General features: G+C 56.4%; 11 protein-coding genes. 7 read left to right on the forward strand and 4 right to left on the reverse strand.

The window, feature by feature from the left end:
* The first annotated feature begins 2 nt into the window (after window positions 1-2).
* A complete protein-coding gene (locus tag RDV48_24065; protein MDQ7825900.1) occupies window positions 3-176 on the forward strand; it encodes a hypothetical protein in 174 nt (57 codons plus the stop codon).
* 177 nt (window positions 177-353) lie between these two features.
* Here the strand turns inward: RDV48_24065 and RDV48_24070 are convergent, their stop codons facing one another.
* A complete protein-coding gene (locus RDV48_24070; GenBank protein MDQ7825901.1) occupies window positions 354-1,508 on the reverse strand; it encodes an ankyrin repeat domain-containing protein in 1,155 nt (384 codons plus the stop codon).
* A gap of 415 nt (window positions 1,509-1,923) precedes the next feature.
* Here RDV48_24070 and RDV48_24075 point away from each other — a divergent pair, with 415 nt between their 5' ends.
* From RDV48_24075 to RDV48_24085, 3 genes are all read left to right on the forward strand, one after another.
* A complete protein-coding gene (locus tag RDV48_24075) occupies window positions 1,924-2,520 on the forward strand; it encodes a PQQ-binding-like beta-propeller repeat protein (protein MDQ7825902.1) in 597 nt (198 codons plus the stop codon).
* A 343-nt stretch (window positions 2,521-2,863) separates the two neighbouring features.
* Window positions 2,864-4,261 carry a M20/M25/M40 family metallo-hydrolase gene (locus tag RDV48_24080; protein MDQ7825903.1) on the forward strand — a complete coding sequence of 466 codons (1,398 nt, stop codon included), beginning with the start codon at window positions 2,864-2,866 and terminating at the stop codon, window positions 4,259-4,261.
* On the forward strand, window positions 4,258-4,500 hold the full coding sequence (locus RDV48_24085; GenBank protein MDQ7825904.1) for a hypothetical protein: 243 nt from the start codon (window positions 4,258-4,260) through the stop codon (window positions 4,498-4,500). The genes RDV48_24080 and RDV48_24085 overlap by 4 nt, the downstream gene beginning before the upstream one ends.
* Here RDV48_24085 and RDV48_24090 read toward each other — a convergent pair.
* Window positions 4,494-6,767, reverse strand: coding sequence for a glycosyl hydrolase family 18 protein (locus tag RDV48_24090; GenBank protein ID MDQ7825905.1), 2,274 nt, complete (start codon window positions 6,765-6,767; stop codon window positions 4,494-4,496). The two genes, RDV48_24085 and RDV48_24090, sit on opposite strands and share 7 nt — an antisense overlap.
* A 361-nt stretch (window positions 6,768-7,128) precedes the next feature.
* On the opposite strand from RDV48_24090, the gene RDV48_24095 reads away from it, so the two are divergent.
* The gene (locus RDV48_24095) at window positions 7,129-9,402 is read left to right on the forward strand and encodes a beta-1,3-glucanase family protein (GenBank protein MDQ7825906.1); all 2,274 of its coding nucleotides are present in this window, start codon (window positions 7,129-7,131) and stop codon (window positions 9,400-9,402) included.
* 262 nt (window positions 9,403-9,664) lie between these two features.
* Here the strand turns inward: RDV48_24095 and RDV48_24100 are convergent, their stop codons facing one another.
* The gene (locus RDV48_24100; protein ID MDQ7825907.1) at window positions 9,665-11,911 is read right to left on the reverse strand and encodes an HNH endonuclease signature motif containing protein; all 2,247 of its coding nucleotides are present in this window, start codon (window positions 11,909-11,911) and stop codon (window positions 9,665-9,667) included.
* Window positions 11,912-12,049: 138 nt separating this feature from the next.
* On the opposite strand from RDV48_24100, the gene RDV48_24105 reads away from it, so the two are divergent.
* Window positions 12,050-12,586 (forward strand): hypothetical protein, encoded by a 537-nt coding sequence (locus RDV48_24105; protein ID MDQ7825908.1) that lies wholly within the window; start codon window positions 12,050-12,052, stop codon window positions 12,584-12,586.
* A 116-nt stretch (window positions 12,587-12,702) separates the two neighbouring features.
* The gene (locus tag RDV48_24110) at window positions 12,703-13,839 is read left to right on the forward strand and encodes a hypothetical protein (GenBank protein ID MDQ7825909.1); all 1,137 of its coding nucleotides are present in this window, start codon (window positions 12,703-12,705) and stop codon (window positions 13,837-13,839) included.
* 248 nt (window positions 13,840-14,087) lie between these two features.
* Here RDV48_24110 and RDV48_24115 read toward each other — a convergent pair whose 3' ends face one another.
* A complete protein-coding gene (locus tag RDV48_24115; protein MDQ7825910.1) occupies window positions 14,088-14,726 on the reverse strand; it encodes a hypothetical protein in 639 nt (212 codons plus the stop codon).
* Window positions 14,727-14,967: the final 241 nt, after the last annotated feature.

A 14,967-nucleotide genomic window follows, 5' to 3' on the forward strand; every position in this document is an offset into this window, starting at 1 on the left:
GCGTGGAGATGAAACACAGGATCCAGGAGCAGATATATGAGGAAACCCGGCACATGACCGTGCAGCAGAAGCTTCATTACTTCCGGGAGGGTGCATTGAACAGCGAGTTTGGCTATCTGTTGAAACGGGAAGACATGCCCGGCGAAAAGAACTCCGGGAAAAGAAGAGCGCTATGAACTGGCTGCCCGGCCTACAGTATTCACAAACATTGCCCGCGCCTGTGCTGTCATAGAGCCCTTCACACCCACATGCCGTCCGTGGAGGAAAAAGCTCCCGGCGCACTGGTGTGGAAAAACCGGCATGTCCCCGAGGTTGCCAGCCGAGGCGGCTTTCCTGGCCACCTTCTTGCCGTGCTATTCCTTTGCACCATTGACTTTAAGGATTTTGATTATCTCATTGTCGCCTTTCTTGATCGCTTCCCGGAGCGGGGTGATTCCATCTTTTGACTTCGCGTCAACATCAGCTCCTTTTGAGATGAGGAGCTCTACTATTTCCTTCCTGCCTTCCTTACATGCTGAATGCAGGGGAGTGCAGCCACGACTATCCCTTGCATTCACCACGGCTCCCTTGAGGATGAGAAGCTCCACTGTGCTCTTGTGACCTTTCAGGCTCGCCATTATGAGTGGTGTTTCGCAGCGATTGCTCCTGGCATTGATATTCGCACCCTTTAAGATGAGGAACTCCGCTGTTTCTTTGTGTCCATTTAAGCTTGCTCCGTGAAGGGGGGAGAAGCCAAGGGCCTCTTTGTCATTCACCTTTGCTCCCTTCAGAATGAGATATTCCACGATTTCCTTGTGCCCATTAAAACTCGCCCATTGGAGAGGAGTCATTCCATCACCGGCTCTTGCATTCACCTGAGCCCCCTTGAGGACGAGAAGTTCCACCGTACTTTTGTGACCTCCTGCACTTGCCTGATGGAGCGGGGTGCCTCCCTCATCCGTTTTTTCATCCAGTAGAGCGCCATGTTTGATGAGGACCTCGGCTGTCTCGCTGTGCCCTTCAATGCAAGCATAGTAGAGTGGAGTGAAACCCTTCTTGCTCTTAATATTTACATCAGCGTCCATGGCAAGGAGGAGCTCAACGACCTCCTTATAACCGCCCAGGCTTGCCCTTGAGAGAGGAGTCACCCCTTCATTGTTACCTTCATTAATGTCTGCACCTTTTGAGAGAAGTATCCTCACATGCTGTATGCGGCCTGCAGTACTGGCATAGATTAGGGGCGTATTGCCATTGTTATCTTTCGCATTTACCGAGGCACCCTGAGAGATAAGGTATTCAACGACATCACCATGGAAATATTCGCTTGCATGGGCAAGCGGGGTAGCGCCATTCTTGTCCTTCGCTTCGAGAAGAGAGGGATTCCCTTTGAGAATGCTCCTCACCGCTTTAAGGTTGCCATGAAAAATAGCCCGATTGAGGTCTTCCAGAGTCTGCCTGTGCGCACAAGAAGTGACGCCGAGTAAGACCATCAGAACAGAAAGGAGACGGAGCCGTGAGGTGTATTTCAAAGGCTTGGTCTCTCTTGAGCTTTTCATAATTGAGAGATTGACCCCCTTCGAGGAGAGGAACTCAGATCCCGGCGCCCCCCTGCCTCCGAAGATAGTATACAGTAAATTTCCGGAAAAGTCCAAATAGTTCCTGGTGAAGAGCTGTGTAGGAGGCCGAAAATCTACGAAATTCAAGGAAGCGGGTCGTCAGTGCGAGGAAAAAGGCGGGAGCGAAACACCCCTGTCCTGTGCGCGCAGAGCCAGAGCCTATCAGCCCCTTTTGTCTTCAGTTGTGTCCCAAGAACAGATTGTGAGGAAATACTGCTGAACTGTTACATTCTCTCCCTATCTGTGAGCATCCTGTGAGCCTCCTGTGAGCTTCCCGTGATGGTACCCCGCTATACTGTAGACATCAAGAGAACGAGGAGATATTCCAATGACACACCAGGCAGCAGTCTTCAATCCCGCATGTTTCATGATGAACACGACAGCCATGGAGGCGCTCAGGGTGATGCACCAGGCGCTCCCGGCGGGTGGCGCTCCTTTCACTCACCGGGCTGACGGCTATGATGGATCTGCAACTGCTCCGCCGGCAGGAGATGCGCAGGGTGCCGGGAGCATCTCACTGGACAGGGCGGCATCTTTGCTGGCCCCGGTAGTATCGGCTGTCACCCCGGCCTGGGAGTTCCAGACCGGGGATATGGTTGTATCCTCCCCCCGTGTGGGCCCTGACGGCACGGTTTATGTGGGAAGCCGTGATAAGAAGGTCTATGCCATCAATCCAGATGGCACAGAACGCTGGGAGTTTGAGACCGATGGCTGGGTGGGCTCCTCACCCTCCACAGGCCCTGACGGCACGGTCTACGCGGGAAGCGGTGATGCGAAGGTCTATGCGCTCCGCGACCCTTTTCAAATGGCTTTGGCCCTGGCGAATGCCGGGGATCAAGATGAGGCGCCCGCGGGTAAAGACGAAGTGACTGCCGAAGAGGGGTGGCTCATCATCGGTGACGTCCGTCTGCCGGTGAAGACATAGTCTGTCTTTTCACCCCGGTTTTTTTCTCTAAAAGATGAATTATTAGGAAGCGAGATCCCGGCGCCCCCGGCGTTGAAGCTTTTCAGGGACAAGGACAGAAAAGGAGGAGAGACCATGAAAAAGAGAGCCCTTCTCTCAGGACTGCAGGAGCACTGAGATACCAGGGGAGCCTCCTGCTTCTCCCTTCCCGAGACCTTTTTCAGGCCTTCCTGTGAAAGCGCTCCGTGGCATCCATGGAGTTTCTTCGGGGTAAAACACCCTCGGCATGCTCCTTGTAAGGGGAAGGATACTGCCCTGAAAGATTGAATTATCCTGAATCTCACTATTCTTGGCAGGAGTGACCATGGAACCACCATCCCCATCGCAGGAACAAGCCGCTTCTCCGGGCGAGGGAAGCGTTTCCGATATCCCCGGCGGAGCTGCGCCTCCCTTGAATGCCCCATGCGCGGAAGATCTCTCGGATTATGCAGTGAGGCTCTTTCAGGAGTACCTCAGGATTGACACGACCAACCCGCCGGGCAGTGAGTTCCGTGCCGCCCTTTTTTTCAAGAAGGTCTTCGACAGGGAAGGCATGGAAAACCAGGTCTTTGAATATGCCCCCGGCAGAGCCAACTTTTATGCCTGCCTGAAGGGAGACGGCACAAGGCGCCCTTTTATCCTGTTCAACCACAGCGACGTGGTCCCCTCAGATGAGGCCTGTTGGAGCACCGGACCCTTTTCCGGGGAGATAAGGGATGGCTTCATATTTGGCCGTGGCGCCGTAGATATGAAATCAATGGCGATAGTGCAGCTTATGGCGATGCTCAGGCTCAAGCGCCAGGGATTCCCCTTGAAGAGAGATATCATATTTCTTTCCGTTGCCGATGAAGAGGGCTTCAGCGAAGGTTCTGCCTGGATGGCGAAAAACAAGGGCGGCCTCCTCTCCGGCGCGGAGTTTCTTCTTGATGAGGTAGGATACATTCATTCCAGGGAAATGGAAGGAAGCAGCGAGGAAGAAGTGCTCTACTACGAGATCGCCACTACCGAAAAATCCCCGCTCTGGCTCAAGCTTACCGCTCGCGGGACACCGGGGCACGCTTCCACACCCGACCGTGACGGCGCACCCCACAGGCTTGTCAGGGCCCTCGGCAGGGTGCTTGACTACCGGCCGCCTGCGGTCATCCTCCCGCCCATGAGCAGGTTCTTCAGGGATATGATGAGAGCCGACGCAGACGAGCTCGTGAAGGACCCTGAGAAAGCCGCAGAGGTCTTCAATGACCCCATCTATCATGCCATGACCCACAACACGATAACCCTGACAGAGCTGGAAGGGAGCAAAGCCATCAACGTCATACCCGGTGAGGCTTCTGCAAGCCTTGACTGCCGGCTTCTCCCGGGAGAGGACCGCACCCGCTTCGTGGAGAAGGTGAAAGAGCTTGCCGGTGACGAGCACATTGACGTGACAGTCCTTTTTTCCTACGAGGCAAATGCTTCAAGCCCTGATTCTGCGCTTGTCCGGGCCGTGGAGCGGTCGGCAAAGAAGCTTGATCCTGCAGTCATCGTCACCACCACGGTATCTCCTTATTGCGATGACAGCCACTTCTTCAGGGAGCTGGGGATAGAATGTTATGGCTTTGCGCCAATCCAGTTCACCAGCGAGGAGATGGCAAGTGCCCATGGCAACGACGAGCGCATGAAAGTGTGCAAAATCGCCCCGGCGACAGCTCTCATGGTCGATATCATTGAAGAGCTCAACCGGTGAGGAGAGCCGGGGAGAGCCTGCCGGAGCTCATCGACGGTTGTGAAGCTCCCCAGGACCCACTTGTTGAAATCGTTGAAGCTGAGAACATTCCGGTCACGGTCCGTCACCCCGGGAAACTCGGTGAAGCCAGGCAGAAAGAGAGCCTCGAGGGATCAAAGGTCCTTGAATGCCGCTTCCATGCACCAGAAGCACCCTGCTGCGAAAAAATACAGGCCGCGTGTTCCCTCCCTTCCTATTGATTAAGCTGCCGCCCGATGGTGAAGATCAGCGAGTGAGGATCGCCGCTGTTCTTTATATCACCGGAGAGCTCCCAGAACATGATGCCTCCCAGTCCCCTGCTTTTTATCAGGCTTATTTTTCCTGAGAGCGATTCGGTATCCTCGTAAGTGACGAACATTCCGCCGCCGGCCCTGCCGCTCAGGTTCTTCCCGTAAAGCCATGGAGCATTCGCCGCGCTGTCCCAGTAACGGGTATAGTCTGAAGAAGCCTCCAGGAGCTGGTGAATTCTCCAGTAATCAAGCATGCCCGCCTCCCAGTTTCCCGGCGTGTTCGTCGCGGGCAGGGAAGGTCCCGGCTGGAAGAGGCCGTTACCGGCCGCTGCCACACCCTCCCATGCGCGCCCGTAGAAAGGCACGCCCAGGCCGAGCTTTTCCGCCGGTACACCACCTGAAAGGTAAGCGCTCACCGTCCACGTGGTGTTGAGCTCGTGGCGCCCGGCCGAGGGATCTTGAGGGTTCATCGAGAGGGGGCTGTGGTGGTTGGTCACGTTTTCCCATCCCCCGTGGAAATCATAGGTCATGACGTTGATGAAGTCAACGGCGCGGGCAAGCCCGGGGAGGTCGAGATTCGCAATATTGGCCGACCCTGCCGGAGCGGCGAAGGAGAGGAGGTAGTGCCTCCCGTCAAGGGCGCCCCGGGCGTCAAGCTGCGCCCTCAGCTCCTCCATCAGGAGGATGAAGGAGGCTCTGTCGGAAGCGGCGGGGTATTCCCAGTCAATGTCGATGCCGTCAAAGTCATGGCGCTTCATGAGGCTCACGCACGACGAGGCGAAGGCTTTCCTCGACGAGTCGGCCCGGGCCACGGGGGGGAAGAGATAGCTGAGGGTCCAGCCGCCGACCGACATCATGGTCTTCACGTGGGGATGGATTTTCTTGAGCTGGCGGAGCCTTCCCAGGTTTCCAGCCTCTCCTTGTGCCGATTCATCCCATGTCTGGTCTGGAAACCCTTTGTCCTGGGCCCCGGTGAAGACTTTCTGAGTGTCGGCCCATGGATCGAAGAGCTGGACGGTGCTGCCTGCGGGGTCAATGGTGAAGAAGGCGTAATTGATATGGGTGACGCTGTCGGCGGGGATATCGGTCACCTGGTAGTTCCGGTCGTAGATTCCCCATGACACGAAGTAGGCAACGGCGCGTTTCCCTCCCGCGGAAGGGGGTGCCGTGGGAGAAGGCGATGGCGCAGGTGACGGCGCAGGTGACGGCGTGGCTGTCGGAGAAGGAACAGGCGATGGAGTGGCTGTCGGAGATGGCACAGGTGCAGGCGAAGGAGCGGGCGTTGGTGAGGGCTGCACTGCTCCACCATTTATGGTCACGTGGGATGGAGGGAGCGATACATTGCCGGGGCTCCCGCAGAATCCAAAGGAGAGGCTTGCGCCGGGGGCGATGCTCCTGTTGTAGGAGAGGGCTGCAATCCTGTAATGAGCTCCCGTGCGGGAGACCACGGCGGCATCCCAGATGCTGCCGATGCTCCTGTCAAAGTCGAATTCGCAGGACCAGTCGGCAAGGGCGGAGCTCCCGTGGTTGGTGATGGTGACGCTCCCCGTGAAGCCGCTCCCCCAGTCGCTGGTCGTTTCATACCTGAATGAGGCCTGAGCCGGAGGGGAAGAAGAGGACGTGGGAGTCGGCGACGGCGCAGGCGTCACGGTAGGCGTCGCGGTAGGCGTCGCGGTGGTTGTAGCGGTAGGTGTCGCGGTAGGTGCCGGCGAAGGCACCTCGCCGGTGAGCCTGCAGTTTTCAGGCTTTGAAGTCACCCTCCCCGGTGAGCCGTTGAATCCGAAGCTCACGCTCTTCCCCGCATCTATCCAGGAGTTCCATGACTCGCCCTTCAGCACGTAGCTCGAGCCGCTCCTGCTCACGATGCCTGCGCACCATATGCTGTCAATGGAGCGGTCAAAGGTGCACGCGAGCCTCCAGTTGCTGATCCTGGTTTTCCCGAGGTTTTTTATGGTCACTTCTCCGGTGAAGCCGCTTCCCCAGTCGCTCGTCACCTTGAATATCACCGAATAATCCGTTGAGGGGATTTCGCTCATGACGGCTTGTGCCCCCCGCATGGAGAGCTCAGGCGTCGCTGCCGTGCTTTTTCCCTGAGAGGCTCCCGCCTGCGGGCTCCCCTGGCTCCAGTCTCCCGGGCCGCCGCTTCCGCATCCCCACGTGAGACAGAGCACTGCAGAGAGCGCCACGGCCAGGAGCAGCGCCGCGGAAGCAGAAAAGGAAGAGCTATGCCTTGTCATTCTATCGCCTTCTTTCTTAAAACATGGGAAGAAGAGAAACCGTGCACTCTCATTATAGCCGTTATATCGCCCTGCCGCACCATTCCTGCGGCCTATCGCCCTCATCGCGGGGGGACTATCTTCCGGTAGTTCAAACGCGCACCTCACCGGATCTTCACATGGGTAATCTTATGAGCTGGCATGACCCAGGGCTTTACTCTAGACCCCTGTGCCGATATCCCTCCCTTTTCCCCCGCCCTCCGCAGGTCCTGTCGTAAAAAAACTCCCTGAATAACAGGATTCTAGGTTACGTTAAAATAACTTCATGAAGAGAGGGTTTTGCAGTAATGCCATCCTCTGATTTTCTCAAGGAGGGCCTCATATGAACCACCACTCCCAAGGCAAGGCAATAGTGATACTCTTCGCGGCGCTCATCCTTCTCTTCACCACTGCAGGGTGCGGCACCTCGACTTCAGGCGACTCGGCGTTCTTCTGGGGAAACGGCTCCACCACGGCCGCGACCTCCACGGTGAGCGGAAAAATAGTCAGTCCCTTCACCCTGCAGCCCTTGCAGGGAGTGAGCTGCACCCTCGAGGCCGTCTCGGGGAGCTCATACTCCGCCTCTACCGCCCTTACCGATTCCCAGGGAGCCTATTCCTTCTCCGGCGTGCCTTCCGGAAGCTACCGCCTCACCACGAAGAAGGAGGGCAATATCACCGATGCCATGTATTTCACCGTGACTCAGGACATGGTCATCAACGTCATCAGCATGAAAAATGACGAATGGATGGCCGTGATGGGCACCGATCATCCCTATGACGCCACCATGGCCTACGTGAGCGCCGTCATCGATTCCACCGGGGGGGGAACGCTTCCCATACCGTCTTCCGCAGCCTCGAAAGAGGCCGGCAGGGATAAAGTGCTTGTGGATCTCTTCTCCGCCGGCAAGGCGAAAGGCTCGGGGTACCAGTCCCGCAGCTACATGGACGCTCAGGGCAAAGCTGACTGGAATGCCACCTCCACTTCCACGAGAGGGACGGCGCTCTTTTACAAGGTCAAGCCGGCCGATACCTACACCATGACCGCCGTGAAGGCGGGAAAGACCATCAAGAGCGTCACCGTCACCACCCCCGCCCAGGGGCAGGTCACCAATTACCTGATGACTCAGCAGGACGGCGGCTCGGGCCTCCCCATCACCATAAGTAACCAGTCCGGCACTACGGCATATGTCTTCTTTACAGGAACTTCCGTATCGGTTGATCCCCCGGCCACAGACTGCGCCCACAGTGTATCCATCGCATCCAATTCTTCACAGGTATTCAACCTCGCTTCAATAAGTGCCGGGCGCATCTATGTATCCTATGGCCAGGCCCTTTCCACCGATTCTCCGGACGGGGCAAATTCAGGCGATCCCGATTATAATACGCGCTTTGACAAGGTGGAGATCACCTATACTCCCACCAGCGTGGCGGGGAATTTTACCGGCACTGCCGATCTCACGGCCGTTGACTTTTTTGCCATACCTTTCGTGCTCCAGACCTCGATACAGGGAACGACAATCACGCAGCTCTCCCTCGCACAGGGTCAGACGGCCACCACCCTCAATGCCGCTCTCGCGAACCTCGCACCGTCAGCCGTCGTCACGAATCCCGCGACCAGCACTACAGTAAGGATCCTCTCTCCTTCCAAGTGCCCTGCGCCATACCAGACATTCGACAGCCTCCTTAACTCCATGAACGCCTCGACGTCCTTCACTATTTCCGGCACCTACTACGGAACGCAATCCAGTAACTACAGCTTCACAGGGAGTGTCCAGGGCAGTGGCAAGAGCGGAACCATCGCTCTTCAGGATGCCAATTCCAATAACCTGACGATTGCCATGAGCAGCCTCATGTATGACCAGACTGACCTGATCAATCACAACGGGATATACACCTGCAACGGCTCGTTCACGGCGAACGGCGCCACGGAGCAGGTCTCCGCCAACGATGTGTTTGCGGCGGTGTACAGGGATCTGGTGACCGGCTTCAACCTGGGCTTTGTGACCGCAGGAAGCAACCAGAGCTCGGGCTGGTGGTCCCAGGCTCCCTTTCAGTCAGGCACCACTTACAATCAATACGCCCAGGTCATCAGCACTTACTATCCCGGGGCATACGGCTTTCCCTTCAGCGACAGATACAAATCAGTGCTTGCAAGCCTGGGAAGCTCCAACAACTGCGGAGTTGACGGGATGACCATCACGATCCTCGGCGATACCGCCTCTCCTCCCTCTTTCAGTTACAGCGGCACCGTCGATCCCCAGAGCGGATCCGGACCGACATTCACCATAAGCATCACTACCGCGCAGAGTATCCTCAATATCCCCTACACATTCGACCAGCAGGCGTACCAGGGAGGGCTCACCTATACATTTCCGTCCACGCAGGTGAGCTACGGCCCTCAGGCGCCGAATTCCGCTGAAGTAACCAGCATACCTACAACGAACGGGCTCAATATCTATAACCTCGTGTTCAGCCAGATGTACTCGTACCAGGTGCTTGTCTATGTGGCGAACAACCAGATTCAATGGGCCACTATCGCGGGAGGCGGGAACTCCACCTGGAGCCCGGGGAGCGGGGGAGGCGGAGTCCTCTTTATCGGAGGCGTGCTCGATTAGCTCCCCTGCTCTCACTCCAGGGTGGTTGCATTGCCCGGATGCGGGAGGCCCTGGCCCTGAGTTCCTGAACATGCGGCTTTGCACGATCATCACGAACACAGGGAGGTCTCCATATACCGCAAATTCGCTCTTGGCATCATGGTGATGACCTTGCTGATCACCCTGGCAGGCTGCGGGTCGGGTGACGGATCGTCTTCATCCTTCACCAGCTAAGGACCCATCGCAGGCAGGCCGGCAAAAGGGACCGGCCGCAAAATGACCATCAGCGGCCTCTCCCGCCGCGGGGGAAGATGATGGTGAGGCCGTGAGGAGCCGTGCCCCTGATGACAAGGTGGCCTTCGTGGAGGCACCGCAGGTGGTGGGCCCTGCAGAGGGTGATGAGATTGCTCTCGATGGTGGGGCCGCCGTGGGAGCGGTATCTGATATGATGGCCGTGGAGGTTGCGCCGGCAACGGCAGCCGGGAGCCTGGCACTGGTAGCGGTCCCTGGCAAGTACGCGGCTGTGGAGATTTCTTTTTTCGGGGTGGTCCCAGGCGGCGAGGAAAGTGTCGAGGAGGGCCTCGATGAAGAGGGCGAGGTCCTGCCCGCCATCAGTGGCTTCTTCCGTCCTGCCGGCTTCCCAGAGCCTCACGGCGTGGTTCCAGAGAGGGATGAGATCCCTTTTCAGGAAGAAGCGGATGAGGGCACCCCTGTCTGGAGGGTTTGATCCAAAGGTCCCCTCTTTTGAGGGCTCTCCCGAGAGGATTGACAGGATCTCGGGGAGCTCGGGGTGCTCCCCGCCCCCGGTGACCTGCCAGATGACGGCGGGATTCTCCCCCCATGTAGACAATGAGCCTCCTTCCAAAGTTTTCTGCTGTGCACATTTTTGGACTGCGGTGTCCAAACCCATATCCCCATTGGGTTCCGTGCCATTTGATGCAGGAGCGTGGACCCTCTTGACGGACCTCCCCGTGACGGCCACCTCGAAGGCCTCGGGATGGATGTCCCACTTTTTATGGACCGCCCTCTTCGCGAAGCAGAGGAACGCCTCGACGGCCTGGATGAGAGTGGCCACCGGCACCTCCTGGGCGTAGGAGAGCCACGCCCCCTTGACGCGGGTCCCCTCGTTAAAGACCTTCGAGAGATGCCTCGCCTGCTCGGGGGTGAGCTTTCCCCCCTGCACAAGGTCGAGCATGTCGGGATACTCCAGATAACTCCTTTCCATTTTGATGAGGGAATAGGCGGTGCTGCGGGACATCCCCAGGCGCTCCCTGGTGTAATGCCCCAGGCTCAGGAAGAGCATATCTTTATAGAGGCCGAAATTGTTGAGGGTGCGAAGGAGCCTCCCCTGGTAGAAGGAGAGGGAGTGGCGCAGCGTCGCCATCTTCCGAAGCCGTGCGACCGTCTCGAAGGGATCGGCGGGAGGGCGCACCAGGGTGCCGTCAGGGGTGACGGCGGTATCGGCATCAGACCTGTGGCTCCCTGGAAACTGAAACTCCGGGGGAAGCTCCACCGTGACGGGCTTCCAGGGGAGGAACTCCCAGAGGTGCGACACCTCTTCGAGATCCCTGTGGACCTGGCGGGCAAGCTCTTTGTCCCGCTCGCCGAAGGGTGCCTCGTCATCGAGGGAGCCGATTAGCCCCGCCAGGGCGCCAAGGAGAAGAGCCTTCTCCTCGAAGGCGGGATCAGCGCCGGTCTCCCTTGTGCCGGAAGCATCAGAGTCGTCACGAGAGGGTGCCCCGAGCCCCTCGAGCGGCGCCGAAGCGACAAACTCGCCGAGAAGGCCCTCCACGAACGACTCTGAAGGGAGTTCCGCCTCCTCCATCCTGTGGAAGACTTCAAGAGCCCTGTCCCATTTTGCCGCAACAGCAAAAGGAACCCGCACGCCCACCGCGAGGCTTCTCTCCTCTTCGTCATCATTCCCGGCGACGAATGCGTTGATGCCGCTCCCCCCGGCGCCGCCTTCAACATCCCCCGAACCACCCCTTGTGCCGGCCTCCCCGGCACCTGATTTAAAACACTTCACCTCCTCTTCAAGTTCTCTCACGGTGCACTGCATGGCCCTGGAAAGCCACTCCGCCTCGGTCTCGGGCGCCACGACCTGGAAAAGATACCGCAGCGCGCTTTTGCGCAGAAGCCCCTGTTCAAGAGCCTCCCTGATGAGAGGGAACTTCTGAAGGGCCTTCGCGTTCCGCATCATCTCATAGCCGCTCCTGGAGGAGATACCCAGCTCTTCCCGCACAAAGTCGGAAACCCGCATATAGCCGAGCTTCTCGAGCTTCCCGTCAAGGGAGAGAAGGGCTTCCCCGATGAGGAGATCGAGTTTTGTGCCGGCGGAAGAGAGGCACCAGAGGTTCCAGTCCAGGACCTCGCCTGTGAGATCGCGGAATATGTGGCGGCAGTTCGAGCGCGAGAGCACCTCGTCGGCGCCGTACGTGACCAGCGGGAGGCCCGGGGCAGCTTTGAAAACCTGCCCGCCCTCCATGGCGGCCTCGTAGCCGGGATACTCGCGGATCGCGCCGGTATTCACAATTATCCTCCTTTCGTCGGTATAGATAAGAAGAAACTTATGTATCTCTTATCTCAATTATATCTCATTGTGTAGTAAAAGTCAAAAGAAGTAACTGCCTGAAAGCTTGTGGCTATTGGGATTGAAGGTCGTCGCCAGGTGGCCGCCAGAGGGCCCGCGAGGCTCTTTGTGCGTTTTTTCCGCCAGGCGGCCCTTAATGGCTCACCAGCGCAGAGAAACGGCCTCCTGCGGCAGGGCGGGGAGGCGCGGAAGGGAAAGGGGGAACGAAATTATCTCTATGACGACGGCTCTGATCATAACTGTGGCCGTATCGCGCGGCTGAACGCCGACGGCACCTTCGACACTGACTTCAATCCCGGGAGGAGCGCGTATTCTGAAGATGAGCATACCCAGGGGGCCTGTCCTCCCCTTGAAGGATCGGGGACAGGCCGATCCTTCAAGGGGAGCATCATTATACCTGCGCACCAAAGACCCCTGGCCGATTACTATTTCCTCGATGTTGTTCTCGGCGCAACTGGAGATATAAGGATCGGGGCTGATGGGCTCTGGTTCTGCGCATACAGCATCAGGGCTTTCAGCCTGATATCCCGCCCTTTTCTTCGCACTGACACACCGCTTCCCGGAGTTTTTCTTTGCCCCCCATTCACCTCGATAGTTACAATGGATAGGCACTGACCTGCCCATCCATTGTAACTATCATTCACCTCTTTCGTGGGGAAATTTTCTAGACTTTTCCGGAAATTTCTTGTATACTATCTTCGGAGGCCGGCGCACCGTAACGGGAGGTCAGCGTGAGTGACCACAGGAAGCATCTCTGGGTCAGGGGGGGTACCGCCCTGGCGACTCTCGGCATGTTTTATTTCGCAATGTTTTACCTGCTTATATTTATCTCGGCATCTCTGATGAACTCGCTCCCTTCAGATTCGCATTTTCCGGCGGTGGTGGCGGTGGCATTTCCTGCAACGGCCATACTTGCCTTCCTCTTCATCTTCGTCAACGATTACTGGAAGATCGAGCCGGCAAGAGCAAGGCGGTTTTTCGCCTCGCTTTTTCCGGCAAGGACAATTCCCTCCGCGGACATTGCCTCAGTGCTCGTCGACAAGGCTGGCGGGAATGTGTTTGCCCTTGCGCTGAAGCTGAAAGACGATACCACCGCGGTCATATTGAATACCAATGACCTGCTCTGGGTCGAATCGACAGCCCGGCAGATAGCCTCGATCCTTGAGGTTCCCGTAGAGAACAGGGCGGAGGAAGCCTCCGTAAGGGCCTCAGAGCAAGGGATATGGGACAGAAGCCTCGCTGAAGGCACAAAAGAAGTCCCCTTCTACCTGCAGAATATCGTGGAGGACAGCGAGTACGGCATGGCGGAAGCGGAAAAGGCCATCACCGAGGAGCGGTCCCCCGATAGTATCACCTTCCGCTTCGAGGCGGGCAGTTTTTACCACAGTCCCCGCCACTGCACCCACAACATTCTTGTGATTGCCTCATTTCTGGCATTCCTTACGGCACTTTTCACGCTTATCTACTACCAGGGGCCATGGTGGCGACATATCATCAACTACACCTTCATCATCTCCTCTCTGGTCTCGGGATTTCTTTTCTATCTTTCCATGCGCATCATTGAAAAAAAAGCCGCCAGCGTCAGGGTGACCCGCGATGACCTTACCCTGGCGATGGAAGGCTCATCTCCCTTTTCCCTCCCCCTTGCCTCAATTATGAGGATGGAAGCAATCATATCGGTGACGGGCCATAACCGCTACACCAGAGAAACGAGGCCCGAATCGGGATATCTGGGCATCCTGACAGGGGAGAGGCTCTACTCGCTTGAAGACGTGGACTTCCCGGTCCTTCAGCTCCTCGAGCGCAGGATAAAGAGCGCCGCCCGGGAGTTCCTTGAGACCCCTGCCTCTCCCGGCGCCACCGGGTGACCTCTGCCCCCTCCCGCTGAATCTTCCGGCAACAAAGGAGAGCCCGCCATCCTCAATTTCTGGCCACTTGACGGTAATAATATCCTGGCCTGTACCTCGAGCGGCGCTTTCAGGTACTCAGCACCCCAGGATAAGTGGGAGCAAATCAATGAATTTCCGCTCCTGGGAAAAGGCCGGTATGAGATCAACAGCGTAATTTCAAGCTCACTCCGCACCTGCATCTTTATGGGAGAGCGCCCCCCCTTTTGCTATTGTTGAATCTTATGTCTTTTCCTTATTACATTATCAATGAGAAACTGTAATCTCTCTAATTCTTTAGGCAAGCCTTTCCCGATATATTGTTTCAAGTATTCAGACGAACTTAAGAATCGTATATCTTCTTTAGAATGAGTCTTCTCCAGAAAAGTCTTCTCCACTGATTTCCCGTTTATAGATAACCTGAAGCTTCTGAAGGCACAATCATTGGGCACATTATTGATTTCTTCTTCGAAAGTCCTGGTGATGAATTCATTTTTCGCAAGCTCCCGCAATATTTCTAAAATCTCTTCTCTTGTTATGAGATATTTGTATCGGGGATGATCCCAATACCCATTTTTTTCGCAGAATGAAGTGGTATTATACCACACAATCCCATTCCCATTAATATTTAGTCCATCTTCGATCACAGCTTCACCAGGCGGGCCGCCCCCGTTATATTTATAAGATATTTTCAGATCTTCCGGAAGTTTTTCAGAGAATATTATTCTGTGAAGTTCTTTATTCAGCAGCAATTTTTCAGTCGATGCGTCGGGCGGTAATTCATTTGGAACTGCCGGTGGAAATGCAAGGAAAGAAAAAAGGAGAAGAAAGATACTGAGTCTTGAGAAATATACCTGTTTCATGTTCATAAGGATTCGAATAATACTCCCCGCATTGGAACTTTTGTGACATCCCAGATATCACTATATATAATGCGGTATCCTATGTCAACTGCAGGCAGACTTTCATGCTCTTCTTTGAGAATCTGCGATGCTGCAATTACCTCTCCTCTTAAGCATAAGTTAACACTCTGTCAATACCGCACACTTTTCTTTTCAGGTATACTACATGGAGCCGGGCAGAATGGCGTTGGTACCGTCTGTGCGGCAG

It is taken from the genome of Candidatus Eremiobacterota bacterium (assembly GCA_031082125.1).
Classification (GTDB): Bacteria; Vulcanimicrobiota; CADAWZ01; order CADAWZ01; family Ess09-12; genus Ess09-12.